13 protein-coding genes are annotated in these 23,113 nt (G+C 47.3%); 8 read left to right on the top strand and 5 right to left on the bottom strand.

Annotation, left to right across the window (positions count from 1 at the left end; all coding sequences use genetic code 11):
- Positions 1–28 precede the first annotated feature (28 nt).
- Together gltB and NQ542_RS06840 are read right to left on the bottom strand one after the other, a co-directional pair.
- Entirely contained in the window at positions 29–4,552 is a 4,524-nt protein-coding gene (gltB, locus tag NQ542_RS06845) for a glutamate synthase large subunit (protein WP_005638616.1), read from the bottom strand.
- Between the two features lie 337 nt (positions 4,553–4,889).
- Positions 4,890–6,434, bottom strand: coding sequence for a sensor histidine kinase (locus NQ542_RS06840; RefSeq protein ID WP_005638614.1), 1,545 nt, complete (start codon positions 6,432–6,434; stop codon positions 4,890–4,892).
- Positions 6,435–6,700: 266 nt separating this feature from the next.
- Here NQ542_RS06840 and NQ542_RS06835 point away from each other — a divergent pair, with 266 nt between their 5' ends.
- The 8 genes from NQ542_RS06835 (at position 6,701) to NQ542_RS06800 (ending at position 21,542) form a co-directional block, all read left to right on the top strand.
- Complete coding sequence (locus NQ542_RS06835; protein WP_005638610.1) at positions 6,701–11,560, top strand: RecQ family ATP-dependent DNA helicase; 4,860 nt, start codon at positions 6,701–6,703, stop codon at positions 11,558–11,560.
- Between the two features lie 14 nt (positions 11,561–11,574).
- Complete coding sequence (locus tag NQ542_RS06830; RefSeq protein ID WP_005648815.1) at positions 11,575–12,093, top strand: GNAT family N-acetyltransferase; 519 nt, start codon at positions 11,575–11,577, stop codon at positions 12,091–12,093.
- Between the two features lie 270 nt (positions 12,094–12,363).
- Positions 12,364–14,256, top strand: a complete 1,893-nt coding sequence (locus NQ542_RS06825; RefSeq protein ID WP_005638606.1) for an amidophosphoribosyltransferase — start codon at positions 12,364–12,366, stop codon at positions 14,254–14,256.
- 16 nt (positions 14,257–14,272) lie between these two features.
- Positions 14,273–15,424, top strand: coding sequence for a glutamine-hydrolyzing carbamoyl-phosphate synthase small subunit (gene carA, locus NQ542_RS06820; RefSeq protein ID WP_005638604.1), 1,152 nt, complete (start codon positions 14,273–14,275; stop codon positions 15,422–15,424).
- Between the two features lie 49 nt (positions 15,425–15,473).
- Positions 15,474–18,746 carry a carbamoyl-phosphate synthase (glutamine-hydrolyzing) large subunit gene (carB, locus tag NQ542_RS06815; protein ID WP_005638602.1) on the top strand — a complete coding sequence of 1,091 codons (3,273 nt, stop codon included), beginning with the start codon at positions 15,474–15,476 and terminating at the stop codon, positions 18,744–18,746.
- Between the two features lie 72 nt (positions 18,747–18,818).
- Entirely contained in the window at positions 18,819–19,559 is a 741-nt protein-coding gene (locus NQ542_RS06810) for a (Fe-S)-binding protein (RefSeq protein WP_005638600.1), read from the top strand.
- Complete coding sequence (locus NQ542_RS06805) at positions 19,556–20,923, top strand: lactate utilization protein B (protein WP_005638598.1); 1,368 nt, start codon at positions 19,556–19,558, stop codon at positions 20,921–20,923. The genes NQ542_RS06810 and NQ542_RS06805 overlap by 4 nt, the downstream gene beginning before the upstream one ends.
- Positions 20,924–20,963: 40 nt before the next feature.
- The gene (locus tag NQ542_RS06800; RefSeq protein WP_005638596.1) at positions 20,964–21,542 is read left to right on the top strand and encodes a LutC/YkgG family protein; all 579 of its coding nucleotides are present in this window, start codon (positions 20,964–20,966) and stop codon (positions 21,540–21,542) included.
- 89 nt (positions 21,543–21,631) lie between these two features.
- Here the strand turns inward: NQ542_RS06800 and NQ542_RS06795 are convergent, their stop codons facing one another.
- From NQ542_RS06795 to NQ542_RS06785, 3 genes are all read right to left on the bottom strand, one after another.
- Positions 21,632–21,883 carry a GlsB/YeaQ/YmgE family stress response membrane protein gene (locus NQ542_RS06795; RefSeq protein WP_039850049.1) on the bottom strand — a complete coding sequence of 84 codons (252 nt, stop codon included), beginning with the start codon at positions 21,881–21,883 and terminating at the stop codon, positions 21,632–21,634.
- A 166-nt stretch (positions 21,884–22,049) separates the two neighbouring features.
- Complete coding sequence (locus NQ542_RS06790) at positions 22,050–22,589, bottom strand: flavodoxin family protein (RefSeq protein ID WP_005638590.1); 540 nt, start codon at positions 22,587–22,589, stop codon at positions 22,050–22,052.
- A 144-nt stretch (positions 22,590–22,733) separates the two neighbouring features.
- Positions 22,734–23,078, bottom strand: coding sequence for a TIGR04076 family protein (locus NQ542_RS06785; RefSeq protein WP_005638588.1), 345 nt, complete (start codon positions 23,076–23,078; stop codon positions 22,734–22,736).
- Positions 23,079–23,113 lie beyond the last annotated feature (35 nt).

Here is a 23,113-nt window from a genome sequence, read left to right as displayed (position 1 = left end):
TCACTTGCCGGGTACGTATCCCTGCCGTTTAGTAGTCGCGCTGCATTTCAGCGATTTTTTGTTGCAACTTCTTCATCTGCTCTTCCTGCAAGACCTTTTTATATTCGATCGGGACGATCTGTATGAATTCATCCACATACTTGTTCCAGTTGTCAAGCATTTTGCTTGCGAGGTGACTGCCAGTGAAATGGTAATGTTTGCGGATCAGTTCGTGCAGTTCCTTGCGTGTCGTGCTGTCTTCGATCAGCGAGAGTTCGACCATCTCCATATTGCAGTAGTAGTCGAAGTCTCCTTCCTTGTTCCACACATAAGCAACACCGCCGCTCATGCCGGCGGCGAAGTTGCGCCCTGTACGTCCGAGAACCACCACGCGTCCTCCGGTCATATATTCGCAGCAGTGGTCACCGACTCCCTCTACGACGGCGATAGCACCGGAGTTACGCACGCAGAAACGTTCGCCTACACGTCCGTTGATATACACTTCGCCGCTTGTCGCCCCGTACATCAGGGTGTTTCCGGCAATCGTGTTGTTTTCGGCTACGAAGGTCGACCGTACCGGAGGCATCACGCTGATACGTCCTCCGCTCAAGCCTTTGCCTAAATAATCGTTGGCTTCTCCTTCGAGGCGGAAGTTGACACCGTGCGCAAGGAAGGCGCCGAAGCTCTGTCCGGCCGAACCTTTGAATTTGATATTAAGCGTATGTTCCGGTAATCCTGAGTTGCCGTATCGTTTGGCAATCTCACCGGAGAGCATGGCGCCTACCGAGCGGTCGGTGTTGGCTATGGCATAATCCAAAGAAATCTCTTGTCGGTGCTCGATGGCCGGCATGGCATGCAGGATAATGTCCTGGTCTTTTACATGTCCGGTCAAGTGGACCTGCTCTGCCGTATGACGTATGGCATTTGTAGCAGCCTGTGCTGGGATGTGCAGCAATTTGGAGAAATCGAGCAATGCGTATTTGCCGGATGCAGATGGCGTGGGTGGGCGCTTATCGATCAGGTCCGTACGCCCGATGATGTCATCCAGCCTTTTGAAGCCCATCTCCGCCAAGTATTCTCGGACCTCTTCGGCGAGGAAGGTGAAGAAGTTCACCAAATATTCGTAACGGCCGTGGAAACGTTTGCGCAGTTCCTCGTTTTGGGTGGCGACACCCACCGGGCAGGTGTTCATGTGGCATTTGCGCATCATCACGCAGCCCAGTACGATCAGGGCGGAGGTGGCGAAACCGAACTCTTCGGCTCCCAACAGGGCCATCAGGACGATGTCGCGCCCGGTCTTCAACTGTCCGTCGGTTTGCAGCCGGACTTGCCCGCGAAGGTTATTCATGACCAGTGTCTGTTGCGTCTCCGACAATCCCAGTTCGGGAGGCAGTCCGGCGTAGCGGATGGAGCTCATCGGAGAAGCACCTGTTCCCCCTTCGGCTCCCGATATGACGATGCGGTCGGCTTTAGCTTTTGCTACGCCTGCTGCAATTGTCCCGACACCGCTTTCCGATACCAGCTTCACGCTTATTTCGGCACTCGGGTTGACATTTTTCAGGTCGAAGATCAGTTGTGCTAGGTCTTCGATCGAGTAAATGTCATGGTGGGGAGGAGGAGAGATCAGCGAGATACCTGGAATGGAGTGGCGTGTTTTGGCAATCACGTCGTTAACCTTGAATCCCGGCAGCTGTCCACCTTCACCTGGTTTTGCGCCTTGGGCGACTTTGATCTGTATCTCTTCTGCATTCACTAAATATTCAGCGGTTACGCCGAAACGTCCGGAGGCCACTTGTTTGATGGCGGAACGGAGGGAGAGACCGTCTTCGCGGGGAGTGAAACGGGCGGAGTCTTCGCCTCCTTCCCCTGTGTTGCTGCGTCCATGTATCTTGTTCATTGCTACTGCCATCGTCTCGTGCGCCTCTTTGCTGATCGAGCCGAAGCTCATGGCGCCCGTGACGAAACGCTTCATGATCTCGCTTATTGGTTCCACATCTTCGATCGGAATGGATTTTCCCGTTCGGAAGGTCAGGAAATCTCGGAGGAAGATTGGTGTATCCTTTTTGTCTACGAGATGTGTGTATTCCTTGAACTTCTTGTAGCTACCCAAACGGGTTGCCTGTTGGAGGGCTGAGATCGTTTCCGGGTTCCATGCGTGTTTCTCGCCGTCTTTGCGGAAACTGTATAGCCCTTTGTGCTCAAGAGTCAGACTGTCTATTGTCCCTCTAAAGGCCTGATGATGCAGGGCGATGGCGTCGGCGGCTATCTCTTGCAGGCGGATACCGCCTACACTGCTGGCCGTCCCTCCGAAATAGGCATCGGTAAGTGCGGTCGAAAGGCCGACTGCCTCAAACAGCTTGGCGCCTCGATAGCTGCGGATCGTGCTGATTCCCATCTTGCTCATGACCTTGAACAGACCTTTGCAAAGCGCTTTGATGTAGTTCTTGCGTGCCATTTCGTAGTTGAGCTGTATTTCCTGCCTGTCCACCAGATCTTGGAGGATGGCGAACGACATATATGGGTTGATGGCGCTTGCTCCGTAGCCTAAGAGCAAGGCTGCGTGCATCACTTCGCGCATTTCCCCAGTCTCCACCACCAATGCGGTCTGCACACGTTTTTGTGCGGAGATCAGGTGGTGGTGCACGGCGCTGACGGCAAGGAGTGAAGGGATAGGGGCATGGGTTTCGTCCACATCCTTATCGCTCAGGATGATGTAGTTCACACCGTCTGCGACAGATTGTTCTGCTTGCATGCAAAGCCGGTCGAGGGCGGTTTTCAGTCCTTCGCAGCCTTGCGATACTTCGAAGAGCATCGGCAGCTTGACGGACTTGAAACCTTTATAGCGGATGTTGCAAAGAATATCTAATTGCGTGTTGGTCAGTATTGGGTGAGCGAGGCGTACCATCTTACAATGTGCCTCGTTCGGTATGAGGATATTACTTCCTACAGCACCAATATATTCTGTTAGGCTCATGACCAAATCCTCACGGAGCGGATCGATTGGCGGGTTCGTCACTTGGGCGAACTGTTGGCGGAAATAGTTGAACAGCAGTTGAGGATGCTCGGAGAGGACGGCCAGCGGTATGTCGTTTCCCATTGAACCGACCGGCTCCGTGCTGCCTATGCACATCGGGGCGATGATACGCTCGATGTCCTCGCGGCTGTACCCGAAAGTGCGTAGCATCCTGTCATATCCGGCAACGGTGTGCGGGACGTGTCGCCCGGACTTCAGTTCGTCCAGTTCCACCCGGTTGTTTGCTAGCCAGACGCGGTAGAACTGTGCGCCAGCAAGCTGCTTTTTCAGTTCGCCGTCGTAATAGATCTTGCCTTCTTCCGTATCGACCAGCAGGATTTTGCCCGGTTGCAGACGCCCCTTTTCCTCTATTTCATCAGGTTCGAAGTCCATTACGCCCACTTCGGACGCCACGACCATCATGCCGTTTTTCGTGATCAGGTAGCGTGCCGGGCGCAAGCCGTTGCGATCGAGCATTCCTCCGGCATACCGTCCGTCGCTGAAAAGCAGGGCGGCCGGGCCGTCCCACGGTTCCATCAGGATGGAATGATATTCGTAGAACGCTTTCAGGTCTTCCGATATCGGGTTTTTTTCGTTGAAACTTTCCGGAACCAGCATCGCCATGGCATGTGGCAGGCTCATGCCGGACGCCACGAAGAATTCCAGCACGTTGTCCAGCGAAGCGCTGTCGCTCATATCCGGCTGGATGATCGGGCGTATCTCGTCTATATTCGGGATGCGGGGAGAGGACAGGACGCTTTCACGTGCTTCCATCCAGCCACGGTTGCCCCGTATCGTATTGATTTCCCCGTTGTGTGCCAGGAGGCGAAACGGTTGTGCTAGACTCCAGGTCGGGAATGTGTTCGTGCTGAAGCGGGAGTGGACGAGTGCCAGTCCGCTTGTCAGGTAGGGGTTGGTCAGATCAGGGAAATAATGGCGAAGTTGCATTGATTCCAGCATGCCTTTATATATGATGCTCTTGGTGGAAAGTGACGCTACGTAGAAATCTTTCCTGTTCGGTATATCGGATGCCGCCATCCGTTTCTCGATTCGTTTGCGGATGATGTATAGTTTCAGTTCCAATACTTGCTGGTCGTCACATCCGGTGATGAACACCTGTTTGATATCCGGCTCTGTATCCCGTGCGTCTTTTCCTAAGATGTCCGTGTTGACAGGTACTTTGCGCAGATGCATTAAGGTCAACCCTTCCTTTTCGATCTCTTCGATCATGATACTGAGGATAGCCGAATGCTGTTTCTCGTCTTTCGGAAAGAAGACCAGTCCGGTTCCGTACTTACCTTTTTCCGGTACGGGGATACCTTGCAGTAAGATAAACTCGTGTGGAATTTGTAACAGGATGCCTGCACCGTCGCCAGTCTTGTTATCTGCTCCTTCTGCACCCCGGTGCCGCATGTTTTCCAATACCTTAAGGGCTGATTCTACAATACCGTGCGATTTACCACCGTGGACGTTTACAATCAGTCCTACGCCGCAAGCGTCGTGCTCGTTGGCAGGATCGTATAATCCTTGCTTATTGTTCAAATGGCTCCTTACTTTCATTATTTGTTGACCTTATGTTTGTAAAATATTTTATTATGCATCAAAATGTCTGACAAATATATATTATTTCTTTCAAAATGTAATAGTGTTACGTGTGAATAAGGAGAGGCTTTTTTATTCTATAGATTGATTTGTTACTATTTGAAAGTGTATGATTGATTTAGGTAATAATTTGTAGTGTTATTATCGTTTAATTCTATCAAATAGGAAGTATGTTGTATTTTTTGATACGTATGCCTGGGGGGATAGTGAAGAAGAGGATGGAATGAGATTTACAGGATGCAACCTGCCGCAGACGATGCGGACTCGCCTGTGGCAGGAGATGTATGTGGTCAGGTTACACCTGCAATACCAGAATAAAGCGGTTGCCTTTTTTGTATTCGGGGTCTATGGACAGTGTACCGTTCATCTTCGAAGCGATTAGGGAGCAGATGGGTAATCCCAGTCCGTCTCCATCAGTCAGATCCTTGATTTCAGTAAAAGGCTTGAAGATCGCCATTTGCTTTTCGACAGGGATACCCGGACCGCTGTCGGTAACGATGAACTGACAGATATGGGCTCCTTTCTTCTTGAATTCCAGCTTGATTTTGCCTGATGTCGTGTAGATCGCCGCATTTCTCAGCAGGTGTAGCAAGATGCGTTGCAGCTGTTCGGCATTTGTCTTGATTTCGATCTTTGGGATATCAGCAGTGACTTCAACGTCCGGACGGACATCCTCTTTTACCTGTTCCATCACTTTCTCGCAGAAAGAGCTGACATTAAAAGATTGTGCTTCGTAGGTTTCCAGCAAGGAGTTTTTCAACAAAGAAAGTTCTTGTATATGGTTTCCGAACTGTTTTAGGGCATCGATACGGGCTTGTATGGCTTTTGCTTGTCTGGGTGCTGTGATTTGCAATCCGGCTACCGATTTGCTCATTTCGTCTAGTGTCGGTTCCATCTGCGCCGATATACTTTGGATGAATCCGGTCTGTTGTTCGCTGTGCTCGGTGATGGTCTGGATGATCTTCTTCAACTTCCGGTTCAGGAGTATGAAGCGTATGACCAGAAATGCCAGAAACGCCAATGCGGCAATTAGGATGGCGGCTAACGTGCAGAGCCCGGCGATGATATACTGCTTGGCTGATAGCTGGTCTTCTTTTTCCTGTATCGTTTGCAGGCTGCTGTCGTATTTTTGTTGCAGGGCACCCAATTTGTCCTCTGCGGTAAGCATTTTTACGGAATCGGTCCATACCATATATTTCTCGTAGGTTTGCTCCAGCAACGAGATATTATTGGCTTTGCGGGCAATTGCGATCAGATTTTGATAGCATTCGTCGATTTTGCCGTATTCCTTTTTCTCCCGGTATTGGCTGATGAGCTTGTTGAATGCTGCGTCTCCTTCTTTTTTCTGTTCGAAGATATAGAAATAATCGGTTTTTGTGTACAACAGTTCTTCGGTAAGTTCGGGATTGCCTGATTCTTCGGCCAAGTTGTCCAGCATGTTAAGCTGGAGCTGTGCTTGCGCGGTGTTTCTTAGCTTGATGTACATTTGTAGGCGCTCTTTTGTTATCCCAAAACGCAGGCCGTACAGTTTCTTTTGCTCTGCATGTTCCTGATTTGCCACTATCTGGCTCATTTGTCGGCAGAGGTCGAACGCTTCCTGATAGTAGTTCTCGCGGTGATAGAGGGATGCCGCCTGTGTACCGCATTCGATTGCCTGCGTTATTTTTCCTTCATTTGCGTAATCCTTGTATGCCTGGATATAAAGATAGCGGGCTTTCGTATAGTCTTTGTTCTCAAAGCTACTTTGTGCCTGTTGCTTGAATTTGTCCGCATTGTTTTGTGCCTGAAGGGAAACACAAAAACTGATAATGAGGGTGATAATGAAGTAGTAAATTCTCATAATTTGAATTTTAACGTTAGACAAATATATGCATTTCTTTGTAATAGGGAATATGAAAATGTGAGATTTCTTAGTCAAGAGCCAAGAGTCTTAGAGTTCTCTCGGCTTCTCTTCGTCCGAAGGAGTGGTAGTATCTCTCGTTTTCGGCAGGAGATTATTATCAAAATGACAATATGGGAAAGATAGTCGAGAAAGGATTTTTTTGGTGTGGTTGCTTGAGGATAAAAGAAAAAATGTATTTTTGCTACAAAACAAAAATGTAGCCCATGAAAGACATAACCTTTGTTGATCTGGAAGTAACGCTGAACACCTGCCGGGTAGTGGATATCGGAGCTGTCCGATCCGACAGAACTCCTTTTCATGAAAATTCCTTTGATAATCTGTTGCTTTTTTTGCATCAGGTACCTTATATTGGCGGGCATAATATATTAAAACATGACCTTTCTTATTTGAAACCTCAGTTTGAGAAAGCAGGCTGCCGACAACCGAAAATAATTGATACGCTCTATCTATCCTCGTTGCTGTTCCCGGAAAAACTGCATCATCAACTGTCCAAGGATGATAAGTTACAGGCTGATAAACCCAATAACCCGGTAAACGATTCGCTGAAATCGTTGTTGTTATTCGAGGAAGAACAAAACGCTTTTGAACGCTTGGATAGTATGCTGAAAATGATCTATTACGGGTTATTACATGATACGGATGAGTTCGGCGGCTTTTTTGATTACATAGATTATGCACCGGATATTCTGGATGATTTATCGGGTAGTATCCTTGAGCGTTTCAGTAAAGACATCTGTATATCTTCTCCGCTTGCTGAATTGATCACCTCTTATCCGGTGGAATTGGCTTATGGCCTGTCTTTGATTAATTGTTGGAATAGCAGTTCCGGCATTCCGCTTTGGGTATTGCATAATTACCCGAAGGTAGGATGGGTGATGGAGCGTTTGCGGGATACGCCTTGTGAAAATAACGAATGTGCTTATTGCAGAGGAGCATTTAACGGTAAGGAAGGACTGAAATATTTTTTCAAATATGATTCGTTCCGTACCTATGAAGGAGAAGATCTGCAGCAGAAAGCGGTGGAGGCTGCGATTGAAGGAGAATCTCTTTTGGCTGTTTTTCCGACAGGCGGAGGAAAATCCATCACATTCCAGCTCCCGGCTTTGATGAGCGGTAAACGGATAAAAGGACTTACTGTCGTTATCTCTCCCTTGCAATCCCTGATGAAGGACCAAGTGGATAACCTGTGGAAAAATGAAATCATGGATGTTGTTACCATCAACGGGATGTTAGACCCGGTGGAACGTGCCCATGCTATCCAAAGGGTGGAAGAAGGGTCGGTTTCTATCTTGTATATATCGCCGGAGTCGTTTCGTTCGAAAACGATAGAACGGTTGTTGGTCGGGCGGAAAGTGGTTCGTTTCGTTATTGACGAGGCACACTGTTTCTCAGCTTGGGGACAGGATTTCCGTGTGGATTATCTATATATAGGTGATTTCATACGTCTGTTACAGGAACAAAAAGGAGGGAAGCAGGCGATACCGGTGTCCTGTTTTACAGCCACTGCCAAGCAGAATGTAATACAAGATATCAAAGACTATTTTTTCGAAAAGCTAAATATACGCTTTAAAACATTTTGTTCGGGAAGTACCCGCAAAAATCTAAAATACAAAGTTTTCAAGGTAGAAAATGAAGATGAAAAATATGGACTGTTACGGAGTATCATTGAAGACCATGATTGTCCGGCTATAGTTTATGTTTCCCGTACCCGTACGGCAGCCAAAGTTGCCACGCGCTTGCAGCAGGATGGTTTTTCGGCCGGTACTTTTCACGGAAAGATGGAAACCCGGATGAAAACATCCAGTCAGAATGATTTCATAGACAATAAAATCCGGATAATGGTCGCTACCTCTGCTTTTGGAATGGGGGTCGACAAGAAAAATGTCGGTCTGGTGGTTCATTACGAGATATCGGATTCATTGGAAAATTATGTGCAGGAGGCTGGTAGAGCCGGACGTGACGAATCAATTGAGGCGGATTGTTACGTTCTTTTCAACGAAGAGGATCTGGACAAGCACTTCTATTTGCTAAACCAGACCAAACTGCGTATTAAAGAGATACAGCAGGTTTGGAAAGCAATTAAAGAACTTACCAGTTCCAGGATTTCGTTGTCAGCTCTTGAACTTGCCCGTAAAGCTGGTTGGAATGAAAATATTCTGGACGTGGAAACGCGTGTAACCACTGCAATAGCCGCGCTTGAGGAGGCCGGTTATATTCGGCGGGGGCAAAACAATCCGTGTGTTTTTGCTGATAGTATCCTTGCGAAAACAGCTCAGGAGGCTATCGATAGAATAACAGTCTCTCCACGTTTTGATGACACTCAAAAGGAAGAAGCGATACGTATCATCAAAAAATTAATTTCGACGAGAAGCCGCAAGCATGTAAATGGCGAGATCCCGGAATCTCGTATCGATTATATCTCGGACCATTTGGGGATATCCCGGCAAGAAGTGATGCTGGTCATTCGCTTGTTGCGGGAAGAGAATATTCTGGCAGACGCTTGTGACTTGACAGCTTATATAAAAAAAGGTGAAAACAGCAATCGTTCGCTTGAAACGGTCCTTCTTTACAACCGTCTTGATGAATATCTTTTATCCGTTTTTACCGCAAAAGAACAATCTTTCAATCTGAAAGAGCTACGGAAAGAAGCCGAGATCGAGACTGGAAAAAGTATTTCGCCAGATAAGCTAAACAGACTCCTTAATTTTTGGTCTGAAAAGAACTGGATCAAACGGATATACTTGGATAAAGCGCATAATTATGTCACGATTGCCCGTACCGGATCGGTCCTCGATCTGGAAGAACTGACGGAAGGGAGGCATCTCTTGTCTGATTTCATCATTCGTTATTTGTTTGAGAAAACAGGACAGTCCAGCGAGCTGGAACAGAGCGGAAATATTTTGGTCGAGTTTTCCATGCTTGAGCTGAAAGAGGCGTATGAGAAGGATGTCAGGAAACAATTGTTTGGGCATACCATTCGGATGGAAGACATTGAAGATACTCTTTTGTATCTTTCGCGGATAGAAGCCTTACAGATCGAAGGTGGCTTCTTGGTGTTATACAACCGATTGCAGATAGACAGATTGGTTCTGAATAATAAGATGCAATATAAACAGGATGATTATCATAAACTCGAACTGTTTTATGCCAATAAGATCCAGCAGATTAATATTGTCGGTGAATATGTACGGAAAATGCTTTCCGGTAATAGCGATGCATTGGAATTTGTTGACGACTATTTCCAACTGAATTATTCGTCATTCCTCCAAAAATATTTCCCTGGTAAACGGAGGGATGAGATTAACCGGAAAATGACGAATACCAAACTTCAGCGGTTATTGGGGAAATTGTCCGAAACACAATTGGAGATTGTCAAGGATGACCGTCCCGGTTCTATAGTCGTCATGGCGGGACCCGGAAGTGGAAAGACACGTGTACTTGTTCATAAACTGGCTTACTTGCTGTTGGAGGAAGATGTCAAGCACGAACAACTCTTGATGCTGACTTTTTCTCGTGCTGCTGCGAGCGAATTCAGACGACGGTTATGGGATTTGATAGGGACTGCTGCTGGTTATGTTGAGATCAAGACTTTCCACTCTTATTGTTTCGACCTGTTAGGGCTGCAAGGTTCTTTAGAAAAATCATCTTCCGTAATTATCGATGCCGTGGGAAAAATAGACAATGGGGAAGTAGAGATAAATCGTATTACAAAAACGGTTCTGGTGATTGATGAGGCGCAGGATATGACTGAAGACGAGTTTGCACTGGTGGAGGCGCTTATTCGTAAAAATGAGGACTTGAAGGTGGTCGCGGTAGGTGACGATGACCAGAATATTTACAGTTTCCGTCGTTCGAATTCCCGATATATGAGAAAGCTGGTCGATGAATACGGTGCTCGTACGCATGATTTGCTGGTCAATTTCCGAAGCAAAAAGTGTTTGGTTGAGTTTGCGAATCGTTTTTGGGAAACTATACCTGAAAGAATGAAGCAGTCGCGGATCATTTCTCACGACCAGGATGAAGGTGAGATCCGTATCGTTCAATACCAGTCGCCGAATATGGTTATACCATTGGTGCAGGATATTTGTGCAACCCCTCTAATCGGAACGACCTGCGTATTGACTCAGACAAACTGGGAAGCGATACAGGTTGCCTGTTTGTTGAAAGATAAACGTATGCCAGTCCGTTTGATTCAGTCAAACGAGGGTTTCCGTCTGTGCGATATGGATGAGATGCGTTTCTTCAACCGGATTTTAGGATCGCAAGCGGAGGTTCATCTGATAGATGAAGTATGCTGGGCTGAGGCAAAACAAGCTATTAAAAATGAATATTGTGAAGCTGCTTCTTGGGAAATTTGCCGGGGGATTATTCAGAATTTCGAACAACTTTATCCCTGTAAGTATCGTTCGGATTGGGAAACGTATCTGTTTGAATCGAAGCTGGAAGATTTCTATGCCGTTCGGGGAGAAACTATCGTTGTTTCTACGATTCACAAGGCAAAAGGGAAAGAGTTTGATAATGTCTTTCTGCTTTTAAACGATAATAGGGATTTATTAGGGGATAATCAGCCTGTCACGGATGAAAAGAGACGTGAGATTTATGTAGCACTCACACGTGCCAAAAATAAGTTATCGATCCATTTGAATAGCTATTATCCGGAAATTTTCGGCAATGAGGAAAAAATTATCCGGTTCGATAAGGCTTATTATCCGATGCCGGAACGTTTACTGTTCTTGCTTACGCATCGCGATGTATGGTTGGATTTTTTCAAAGATGCAAGGAGGCAGGAGTCGATTGGAAATCTGAAAAGTGGCATGCCATTGCGGTTGATGGAGGGCGGTTGTTGCGATTCGTCGGATAAGGAAGTTGTCCGTTTTTCAAACAGTTTCAAAAAAGAGATCGAGAAATGGCTGGATAAGGGATATGAACTGAAAGAGGCACGCGTTAATTTTGTCGTGTATTGGAAAAAAACGGGAGAAGAAGAGGAGGTAAAAGTTCTTTTACCGGAAATAGTGTTGGTAAAGGTGAGAAACTTAAATGTTTCGGAATTGATGATTTTATAAATGTGGAGGATGATATGAAAATACTGGAAACGGAACGATTGTTATTACGGGGATTGGAACAAGGAGATTTTAAGGATGTGTGCAAACTGTTGCAGGACGATGAAGTCATGTATGCCTATGAAGGGGCATTCAACGATCAGGAAGTGCAAAACTGGCTGGATAGGCAGTTCGGACGGTACCGGCACGACGGCTTCGGTTTATGGGGAGTGGTTGAGAAAGGTAGCAACGAACTAATTGGGCAGTGTGGTATTACTTATCAGGAATTTGACGGAAAACGAGTCCCTGAAATCGGTTACCTTTTTAGAAAGGAGTTTTGGCATAAGGGCTTTGCTATCGAAGCTGCTGTCGCTTGTCGGGAGTATGCTTTCCATACGCTTGGTTTCGAAGAGGTCTATTCGATCATACGGGATACCAATATTGCTTCCCAAAAAGTAGCGCGGCGCAATAGCATGCAAAAAGTGGCAACCTTCATAAAGCATTACCGAGGGGTGGACATGCCGCATTTTGTTTATAAAGTCAGTTTGTGTAAATGAGAAATCCAAAAGCGATTTCCCAGAACAAAATCGCTCTGATAATGATTATATAAAAAAGCCTTTTGCTTTCTTACGATCCGTATGTGATGAAAGGACTTTTTCTTTTTATTTGGTAGATTTGTTGAAAGAATATTGTTTTATAGAATAATTTAACTAAATGGTAGATAAAATGATTATTTCTATTAATGTGTCAAATAAACTTCGTTTATATGAACATTATGTAATATAATGTAAGTATCTTTGCAGTCGGAATAAACAAGATAGAACCAAATGGAAGTACTTAAACACGAGTGTGGAGTCGCCATGGTCCGGTTACTAAAGCCTTTGGAATATTATCATCAGAAGTATGGAACCTGGATGTATGGGCTCAATAAGCTCTATTTGTTGATGGAAAAGCAGCATAACCGCGGTCAAGAAGGAGCCGGTTTAGCATGCGTCAAGTTGGAAGCTAGTCCCGGCGAAGAATATATGTTTCGGGAAAGAGCATTAGGCACAGAAGCCATTACCGAGATATTCGCAGCCGTTCATGAGTATTACAAGGATTTGCCGCCCGACAAACTGAATGATCCGCTTTTTGCTAAAACAAACCTTCCCTTTGCAGGAGAGCTTTATATGGGACACCTGCGTTACAGTACGACCGGGAAATCCGGTATTTCCTATGTCCATCCTTTTTTACGCCGTAACAACTGGAGAGCCAAGAACCTTGCTCTTTGCGGTAATTTCAATCTTACTAACGTACAGGATATTTTTGAAGAGATAACAGCCATCGGCCAGCATCCGCGTGCCTATGCCGACACTTTCATCATGCTAGAACAGGTGGGGCACCGTCTGGACCGTGAGGTCGAACGCCTGTACCGGAAGTACGAAGCCGAAGGGCTGAAAGGAATGAATATCACCCATGCGATCGAGGCAAATGTCGACCTGTCGAATGTCCTGAAACGTTGTGCCCCGCAATGGGACGGTGGTTTCGTGATCTGCGGACTGACCGGGAGCGGCGAATCTTTCAGCGTGCGCGATCCTTGGGGCATCCGTCCGGCGTTTTACTATGCCGATGACGAGATTGTGATCTTGGCAAGCGAACGTCCAGTAATCCAGACGGCCATGAATGTGCCTGCCGAAGATGTGCATGAACTGAAAAGGGGAGAGGCGCTGATCATCAACAAGCAAGGTGACTGGCATACCTCGCAGATTATGGAGCCGAAGGAGAATAAGGCATGCTCGTTCGAACGTATTTACTTCTCGCGTGGAAGCGATCGGGATATTTACCGCGAACGGAAACGGTTGGGTGAAAATCTTGTACCTGCAGTCCTGAAGGCTGTGGACAACGATCTGAACCATACGGTCTTTTCCTTTATCCCGAATACGGCGGAGGTTGCTTACTTCGGATTGCAGGAGGGCATGAACGAATATTTGAACAAGAAGAAAAAAGAATGGATCGCCGATCGTAGCCACCTGCTTCAGGAGGAAGAACTGGAACAAATCCTGTCCATGCGTGTTAGGTGTGAAAAAGTAGCGATCAAGGATATAAAATTGCGTACATTTATTGCTGAGGGAAACAGTCGTAACGATCTGGCTGCCCATGTGTACGATATCACGTACGGAAGCGTCGTGCCTTTCGAGGACAATCTGGTCGTGATCGACGACAGTATCGTGCGCGGTACGACACTCCGGCAGAGTATCATCGGTATTTTGGACCGCCTGAATCCGAAGAAGATCGTGGTGGTCAGCTCGTCTCCGCAGGTGCGCTATCCGGACTATTACGGTATTGATATGTCTCGTATGAGCGAATTTATCGCGTTCAAGGCTGCCGTGGCACTTTTAGTGGACAAGGGGATGGAATCCGTTCTGCTCGATGCCTATAAGAAAGCCAAGCGGCAGCAGGTTATGCCGTGCGATGCGACCGTAAATTGCGTGAAGGAGATTTATGCGTCTTTCACCGACGAGGAAATTTCGGCCAAGATGGTGGAACTGCTTACCCCCGTAGGAACACGTGCGAAGGTGGAGATTGTCTACCAGACACTCGAAGGGTTACATGCCGCTTGTCCTGATCATCCGGGCGACTGGTATTTCTCCGGTGATTATCCGACACCTGGTGGTGTACGAATGGTGAACGAAGCGTTCATTCATTATATGGAAGAGGAATATTGGGGAATTGAAAAATGATAATTGAATATTGAAAATGACAAGAAAAACAGCAACATTGGTCTTAGACGACGGAAGCATGTTTCACGGCTTCTCTTTTGGTTTTGACAAGGCAGTGGCCGGCGAAGTGGTGTTCAACACTGCTATGACCGGTTATCCCGAAAGTCTTACCGACCCTTCGTATGCCGGGCAGTTGATGGTTCTGACTTATCCGCTGGTCGGAAACTACGGGGTGCCTCCTTTCTCTATCGAAGAGAACGGCTTGCCTACCTTCATGGAGAGTGAGAAAATTCATGCGGAGGCGATTATCGTGAGTGACTATAGTGAAGAGTATAGCCACTGGAATGCTGTGGAAAGCCTTGGTGACTGGTTGAAACGTGAGAAGATTCCCGGAATCACCGGCATCGATACCCGTGCGCTGACAAAAAAGATACGAGAGCACGGGGTAATGATGGGACGTATCGTTATCGGTACCGCCGATAAAGAAGGTGAAAGTGGAGGGGAAATACCGGATTACGGTAGCATCAATTATGTGGATCGTGTTTCTTGCAAAGACATTGTCGCCTACTTACCTGACGGGATCACCACCCATTACCCTGTAGGCTTCGACAACTTTCAATTTTCAACTTTCAACTCTCAACTCTTGAAGCGTGTTGTGCTTCTCGATTGTGGTGTGAAAGCCAATATCATCCGTAACCTTTTGAAGCGGAATGTAGTGGTGATACGTGTTCCCTGGAACTATGATTTCAATCATTTGGAATACGACGGGCTTTTCCTTTCGAACGGCCCTGGCGATCCCAATACTTGCGATGTTGCTGTCCGGAATATCCGCAAGGCATTGGATGGGGACAAACCGATCTGTGGCATTTGCATGGGAAACCAGTTGCTTGCCAAAGCAGGCGGTGCTTCGATCTATAAACTGAAGTATGGCCACCGCAGCCATAACCAGCCGGTGCGTATGGTGGGGACGGAGAAGTGTTTTATCACCTCCCAGAATCACGGCTACGCAGTGGATAATGACACATTGGGGGCTGACTGGGAACCGCTCTTTGTCAATATGAACGACGGGACAAACGAAGGAATCCGGCATAAGACGAAGCCTTTCTTTTCTTCCCAGTTCCATCCCGAAGCATGTAGCGGACCGACCGATACGGAGTTTATCTTCGATAAGTTTGTCGATTTGCTTTAGGAATTGGGACGACAGATCTAAAAATGTTAACGAATAAAAGAGTCTGAAAATGAAAGAAGATATAAAGAAAGTCCTGATACTCGGTTCCGGCGCCCTAAAGATCGGTGAAGCGGGAGAATTCGACTATTCAGGTAGCCAGGCTTTGAAAGCCATCAAGGAGGAGGGAATCCAGACAGTGCTTATCAATCCGAACATCGCTACGGTACAGACTTCGGAAGGAGTGGCAGATACCGTTTATTTCCTGCCCGTCACTCCCTTCTTTGTCGAAAAGGTGATCGCCAAAGAACGTCCGGATGGCATCCTGCTCGCTTTTGGAGGCCAGACGGCGTTGAACTGCGGTGTGGCGCTTTACCAGAGTGGTGTGCTGGAAAAATATAACGTCCGTGTACTCGGTACTCCGGTACAGGCAATCATGGATACGGAGGATCGCGAACTCTTCGTCCGCAAACTCGACGAGATCGGTGTGAAGACGATCAAGAGCGAAGCGGTGGAAAATGCCGAAGATGCCCGCCGGGCTGCTGCCGAGTTAGGCTATCCGGTGATTGTCCGTGCCGCTTATGCTTTGGGCGGCCTCGGCTCCGGCTTCTGCGACAATGAGGAGGAACTGGATGTACTGGTTGAAAAAGCCTTCTCTTTCTCTTCTCAAGTGTTGGTGGAAAAGAGTTTGAAGGGATGGAAAGAAGTGGAATATGAGGTGGTGCGCGACCGTTTCGACAACTGTATCACGGTCTGCAACATGGAGAACTTCGACCCGTTGGGTATCCATACCGGCGAAAGCATTGTGATCGCTCCCTCACAGACACTGACCAACAGCGAGTATCATAAACTTCGTGAACTGGCTATCCGGATCATTCGTCATATCGGTATCGTGGGCGAATGTAACGTGCAATATGCTTTCGATCCGGAGAGCGAAGACTACCGCGTGATCGAAGTGAATGCCCGTCTTTCCCGTTCGTCTGCGCTGGCCTCTAAAGCAACCGGTTATCCGTTGGCTTTCGTCGCAGCCAAGTTGGGACTGGGTTACGGCCTTTTTGATTTGAAAAACTCGGTGACGAAGACGACAAGTGCTTTCTTCGAACCGGCTCTCGACTATGTGGTCTGCAAGATCCCGCGCTGGGATTTGGGTAAGTTTCATGGTGTGGCTCGTGAGTTGGGGTCGAGCATGAAATCTGTGGGCGAGGTGATGGCGATCGGGCGCACCTTCGAAGAGGCGATCCAAAAAGGGTTGCGTATGATCGGACAGGGCATGCATGGTTTCGTGGAAAACAAGGAGCTGGTGATAACCGACATCGACAAGGCACTCCATGAACCGACCGACACCCGTATCTTCGTTATCTCCAAAGCGTTCCGTGCCGGATATACCATCGATCAGATACACGAACTGACCAAGATAGACCGGTGGTTCCTACAAAAACTCTACGGAATCATGTGTACCTCCAAGGAGTTGCATAAATTGACAATTGACAATGGACAATTGGCAATTAAAAAAGAATATCGCAATCCTGATAATTGTCAATCGTCCATAGTCTATAGTTCATTGCTTCGCAAGGCGAAACGGCAAGGTTTCTCCGATTTTCAGATAGCTCGCGCCTTCGGCCTTGAGGGAAATATAGAAAAAGGTATGATGCAGATCCGCCAGTTTCGTAAGGAACACGGCATCGTTCCGGTAGTGAAACAGATCGATACGCTGGCTGCTGAATACCCGGCGCAGACGAACTATCTGTATCTGACCTATAGCGGTACGGAAAACGACGTGCAGTATCAGGGTGACCACCGTTCCATCGTCGTGCTGGGTTCCGGCGCTTACCGGATCGGCAGTTCGGTCGAGTTCGACTGGTGTGGCGTGCAGGCGTTGGAAACGATCCGTAAGGAAGGTTGGCGTTCAGTGATGATCAACTACAATCCCGAAACAGTTTCGACCGACTATGATATGTGTGACCGCCTTTACTTCGATGAACTGACCTTCGAGCGTGTGATGGATATCCTCGAACTGGAAAATCCGCACGGCGTGATTGTCTCGACAGGCGGCCAGATACCCAATAACCTGGCGATGCGTCTGGACGAGCAGCATGTCAATATCTTGGGGACATCCGCCAAGAGTATCGACAATGCCGAAGATCGCGAGAAATTTTCCGCCATGCTGGACCGCATCGGTGTGGACCAGCCGCGTTGGAAAGAGCTTTCGTCGATGGAAGATATCAACGAGTTTGTGGCTGAGGTGGGTTTTCCGGTCTTGGTTCGTCCGAGTTATGTGCTGAGTGGCGCCGCCATGAATGTCTGCTCCAACCAGGAAGAACTCGAACGCTTCTTGCAGCTGGCAGCCAACGTGTCGCAGAAACATCCGGTCGTTGTCAGCCAGTTCATCGAACATGCCAAGGAAGTGGAAATGGATGCAGTAGCCGATAAGGGTGAGATCGTCATGTATGCTATCTCCGAACATATCGAGTTTGCCGGTGTGCATTCCGGCGATGCAACTATCCAGTTTCCCGCACAAAAGCTGTATGTTGAAACGGTCCGCCGCATCAAGCGTATCAGCAAGCAGATCGCAAAAGAGCTGAATATCTCTGGTCCGTTCAACATCCAATATCTGGCGAAAGGCAACGAGATCAAGGTGATCGAATGTAACCTTCGCGCGAGCCGTTCCTTTCCTTTCGTCAGCAAAGTATTGAAGATTAACTTTATTGAACTGGCCACTCGCATCATGTTAGGTTTACCTGTCGAGAAACCTAATAAGAACGAATTCGATCTGGATTATGTAGGTATCAAAGCCTCGCAGTTCTCCTTCAACCGCTTGCAGAAAGCTGACCCTGTTTTAGGTGTTGATATGGCTTCGACGGGCGAGGTCGGGTGTATCGGCGACGATGTTTCCGAGGCTGTTTTGAAAAGTATGCTTTCCGTCGGTCTCCGTATCCCAGAAAAGAATATTCTGCTCTCGACGGGTACGCCAAAACAGAAAGTGGCCATGTTGGATGCCGCCAAGATGTTGGCATCGAAAGGCTACAACCTCTTTGCAACAGGCGGGACACACCGCTTTCTCGAAGAAAACGGCATCTCCAGTACGCGGGTTTACTGGCCGAGCGAGGAGGACATGGAACCTCAAGCACTCACCATGCTCCACGAAAGGAAGATTGACATGGTTGTGAATATTCCGCGCGACCTTTCAGCCGGTGAGTTGAATAATGGCTATAAGATCCGTCGTGCCGCCATCGATCTGAACGTTCCGCTCATCACAAATGCCCGTCTGGCAAGCGCCTTTATCGAAGCATTTTGCACGCTGGGCATGGACGATATACAAATCCGAAGCTGGCAGGAGTATAAGTGATTTGTTACTTTTGGATCAAGTTCAAAGTAACAGAAATAATTATTACATTTGTGGTAATTAAAATAAACCAATATGAAGATAGGATTATTTATTCCCTGTTATATCAATGCGGTATATCCGGAAGTTGGTGTTGCTTCCTATAAATTATTGAAAAGTCTCGGGTTGGATGTGGATTATCCGTTAGACCAGACTTGTTGTGGCCAGCCAATGGCAAATGCCGGATTCGAGCATGAATCGGCAGGGTTGGCGCTGCGTATGGAAGAATTGTTCCGTTCGTACGATTATGTGGTTGGCCCTTCTGCCAGTTGTGTCGCTTTCGTGAAAGAGAATCATCCCGGTATTCTGGAAAAGGCAGGTCATGTGTGTATGAACAGCAAGAAGATTTATGATATCTGCGAGTTTCTGCACGATATTGTGAAGGTCAAGGAACTGAAAGCTGAATTTCCCCACAAGGTAAGCATTCACAATAGCTGTCACGGTGTGCGCGAGTTGCATCTTTCTTCTCCGAGTGAACGGAATATCCCGTATTTTTCTAAGTTGCGCGATCTCCTCTCTTTGGTGAAAGGCATTGAGATATTCGAACCGAAACGTATCGACGAGTGCTGTGGGTTCGGTGGCATGTTTGCGATTGAGGAACCCGAAGTGTCCGTCTGTATGGGACGAGATAAGGTGAAGGACCACATGAGCACAGGAGCCGAGTACATCACCGGTGCCGACAGTTCCTGCCTGATGCATATGGAAGGCGTGATCAAGCGTGACAACCTTCCGATCAAAACGATTCATATTGTTGAAATATTAGCCTCCGGATTATGAGCACGAAACATTCAAAAGCGGCTGCCCGCTTCATCGGGAACCGCAAGCAGGAAGCCTGGCACGACGAAACCCTCTGGATGGTCCGTGTCAAACGGGATAAAATGAGCCATTCGCTTCCCGAATGGGAACGCTTGCGTGAACTGGCTTGTGAGATCAAACTTTATTCGAACAGCCATTTGGATGTCCTTTTGGAAGAGTTCGAGAAGAACGCCACGGCCAACGGAGCGATTGTCCATTGGGCGAAAGACGCGGCGGAACATAATGCGATCGTCGAGGAAATCCTGCAACAGCACAAGGCGCATACGCTGATAAAGAGCAAATCCATGTTGACAGAAGAGTGTGGTATGAACGATTACCTGTTCGGAAAAGGTTACGATATAATCGAGAGCGACCTCGGCGAACGTATCCTTCAATGGATGAAACTTCATCCCAGCCATATCGTGATGCCCGCTATCCATATCAAGCGGCAGGAGGTGGGCGAGATGATGGAGCGCGTGTTAGGTACGGAAAAAGGCAATTCCGACCCGACCTATCTGACGCATGCCGTCCGCAAAAATATGCGTGAGAAATTCCTGACAGCCGATGTTGCCATGACGGGAGCTAACTTTGCAGTTGCTTCGACTGGAGAGATAGTGGTCTGCACCAACGAGGGGAATGCAGATATGGGAACTTCTTTCCCGAATGTTCACATTGCGACGTTCGGAATGGAGAAGATCGTGCCGGATCGGGACTCGTTAGGTGTCTTCACCCGCCTGCTGGCACGCTCCGGCACGGGGCAGCCGATCACTTCCTACACTTCTCACTATTGTAAACCGAAAGAAGGAGGTGAGTTTCATATCATCATAGTCGATAACGGGCGGAGTGATATCCTGGCATGTCCCGATCATATCCGTACGCTGAACTGCATCCGTTGTGGCGAGTGTATGAATACTTGTCCGGTCTATCGCCGTAGCGGTGGTTATTCCTATACATATTTTATACCCGGCCCGATTGGGATCAATCTAGGGATGCTGAAAGATCCGGTGAAATATTCGGACAATGTTTCTGCCTGTTCGTTGTGCCTCTCTTGCTCGAATGTTTGCCCGGTCAAGATAGACCTCGGCGAACAGATCTATCGCTGGCGTCAGGACTTGGATAAGATAGGGAAAGCGAGTACGGAGAAAAAGATTATGTCCGGCGGCATGAAGTTCCTGATGGAACGTCCGAAACTGTTCAATACGGCTTTGAAGTTTGCCCCGGTAGTCAATAACATGCCTCGTTTTATGATCTACAACGCTTTGAATGCATGGGGGAAGGGCCGTGAACTGCCAGCTTTTGCCAAGCAGTCGTTCAATGAAATGTGGAAAAGTAACAAGATAAAATAATGTAGGGGTGAAGTATGCTTGCCCTTAAAATGATACGACAATGAGTAGCAAAAACGATATATTATCTGCTATCCGTCGTCACACCGGCAAACGTTACGATATGCCGGAACTGACGCTGGATGCCATCACTTACGAAGATAAAATCCTCCAGTTTACCGACTCTCTGAAAGCTGCTGGGGGGCAAGTCGTCCTGATGCAGCCTGGAGACGATATCAACGATATTATTCGTCACCATTTTCCTGATGCAATCCGTATCGCCTCCAATCTGTCCAGTATTACCTGTGCCACCTTTAATCCGGACGATCTCGACGATCCTCGTGAGTTGGACAATACAGACCTTGCCATCGTGGAAGGCCATTTTGGTGTAGCCGAGAACGGGGCTGTCTGGATTACCCGCCAGGTAAAGCATAAGGCATTGTATTTTATCTCCAACAGCCTGGTTATGCTGATAGACCGCAATTCGATCGTGAACAATATGCATGAAGCCTATAAACGGACGGAAAACATGACATATGATTTCGGTGCTTTTATCTCAGGCCCCTCTAAAACAGCTGATATAGAACAGGCTCTTGTATTGGGTGCACATGGCCCGGTCAAGGTATTGGTTGTGTTGAAATAGGATGTGTTCCCGTAAATAGCTGAAAAAACAGGGTAACGCAGATCTTGCCAATTGGGTGGATTTGCGTTACTCTATATGTCCTGTTGTTATTAATCTACATTTCGCTTATTAAACAACGAAGCGATCCATAACATCAGAATGGCTCCGACTGTCGCCGTAATCAGACTGCCGATAATACCGGAAGCTGCAATTCCGAGTAATCCGAATACCCAGCCGCCCAATACACCGCCGGCTATTCCCAAAATCAGATTGATTATTACTCCGAAGCCACCGCCCCGCATGATTTTACCGGCCAAAAAGCCGGCTGCTATACCTATGATAATGTACCATAAAAATCCCATAGCTTTTAAATTTTATGTTGTTATTGTATATATAACCGCTCATGGAGGCATGAAGTTTATTGCAGTAAAGGATTCCTTTTTCAAAACACCGGTGTTTTGAAAACGAAACATATATGTTTTGCATTCAAAACATATATGCTTTGAAAAGGGCTGTCATTGCAATCGCTTAAACCTGTTTTCCCATTTGATAGGCATCTTTCATGGCGGGATTTCCGTTGATCTCTCCTTTGTGCCAAACGCCTAATCCGAACACGGTTCCTTTTATTACGGGATCTTCCAGGCAGTCCAGGAATCCCTGGAAAGTGTCGATCGTGCGGAGCATTTTCTTACGGTCGTCTTCGGCTGCCGTTACGATGAAATAAAATTCCTTGCCGTTCATCTCCGTGTATCTTCCACAGCAGCGGTCTATCAGGGTTTTCATTTGAGCGCTTATTGTGTAGAAATAGACTGGGGTAGCCATTACGATCACATCGGCATCCACCATTTTTTCGATGATTTCTGCCGCGTCGTCTTTTTGAGGGCATGGCTTCTGGTACAGACTGCATGTACTGCATCCCGTACAGTAATGGATTGTTTTGTCTCTCAGGAAAATCTTTTCCACTTCATGATTGCTTTCTGCCGCACCACGCATAAATTCGTCACAGAGCGTGTCTGAGTTGCCGCCTCGGCGAGGACTGGATGATAAGATCAATACTTTTTTTGCCATACTTGTATATTAGTTTAAATCGCTATTAAGAATGTTCCGGAGGAACAGATACAAAGTTACTGTGACAGGTTGGTTCGGATTGTATATGAATTACGGGGATAAGTACCATTTTTACAGGATAAGGGTATACATCCTGATTTTTGGTCAACGGACAGGCGTGTAGTCTATCTCGGACTCTTCGTCCGTCGCTTCGAGCTTGAATATGACAGGGCGTAATCCGTCATTGCAACTGCAGATGGCAACTCCCGGTTTTCTGATCCAGTCTCCATAATAGAATACTTCTTTTCCGGCACCATGTGACAACGCAAAAGCATATTGGTAAATCGCTTTCCAAGCCTCGTCACAAAAACCTTCCGGCTTGGCATAATCAGCATAAAAAACTTGTCCTTCTTTCAGCATGGGGCAGGCGGTCAGTCCTTCGGCGCCGTATTCGCGGGCCAGTTGTTCATCTAAAGTAGTTTTTAATACCGTAATCTTGACTTTTTTCATCTGATATGTTTTTTGATGGTTTAACAATGAAAATC

Source organism: Parabacteroides merdae ATCC 43184 (assembly GCF_025151215.1).
Classification (GTDB): domain Bacteria; phylum Bacteroidota; class Bacteroidia; order Bacteroidales; family Tannerellaceae; genus Parabacteroides; species Parabacteroides merdae.
The sequence above is the reverse complement of the archived record's forward strand: the minus strand, read 5'-3'. Positions and strand labels throughout refer to the sequence as shown.

Bases quoted from the DNA above. Each gene is read 5' to 3' on its own strand.
- gltB (WP_005638616.1), bottom strand. From the start codon at position 4,552: ATGAAAGTAAGGAGCCATTTGAACAATAAGCAAGGATTATACGATCCT.
- NQ542_RS06840 (WP_005638614.1), bottom strand. From the start codon at position 6,434: ATGAGAATTTACTACTTCATTATCACCCTCATTATCAGTTTTTGTGTT.
- NQ542_RS06835 (WP_005638610.1), top strand. From the start codon at position 6,701: ATGAAAGACATAACCTTTGTTGATCTGGAAGTAACGCTGAACACCTGC.
- NQ542_RS06830 (WP_005648815.1), top strand. From the start codon at position 11,575: ATGAAAATACTGGAAACGGAACGATTGTTATTACGGGGATTGGAACAA.
- NQ542_RS06825 (WP_005638606.1), top strand. From the start codon at position 12,364: ATGGAAGTACTTAAACACGAGTGTGGAGTCGCCATGGTCCGGTTACTA.
- carA (WP_005638604.1), top strand. From the start codon at position 14,273: ATGACAAGAAAAACAGCAACATTGGTCTTAGACGACGGAAGCATGTTT.
- carB (WP_005638602.1), top strand. From the start codon at position 15,474: ATGAAAGAAGATATAAAGAAAGTCCTGATACTCGGTTCCGGCGCCCTA.
- NQ542_RS06810 (WP_005638600.1), top strand. From the start codon at position 18,819: ATGAAGATAGGATTATTTATTCCCTGTTATATCAATGCGGTATATCCG.
- NQ542_RS06805 (WP_005638598.1), top strand. From the start codon at position 19,556: ATGAGCACGAAACATTCAAAAGCGGCTGCCCGCTTCATCGGGAACCGC.
- NQ542_RS06800 (WP_005638596.1), top strand. From the start codon at position 20,964: ATGAGTAGCAAAAACGATATATTATCTGCTATCCGTCGTCACACCGGC.
- NQ542_RS06795 (WP_039850049.1), bottom strand. From the start codon at position 21,883: ATGGGATTTTTATGGTACATTATCATAGGTATAGCAGCCGGCTTTTTG.
- NQ542_RS06790 (WP_005638590.1), bottom strand. From the start codon at position 22,589: ATGGCAAAAAAAGTATTGATCTTATCATCCAGTCCTCGCCGAGGCGGC.
- NQ542_RS06785 (WP_005638588.1), bottom strand. From the start codon at position 23,078: ATGAAAAAAGTCAAGATTACGGTATTAAAAACTACTTTAGATGAACAA.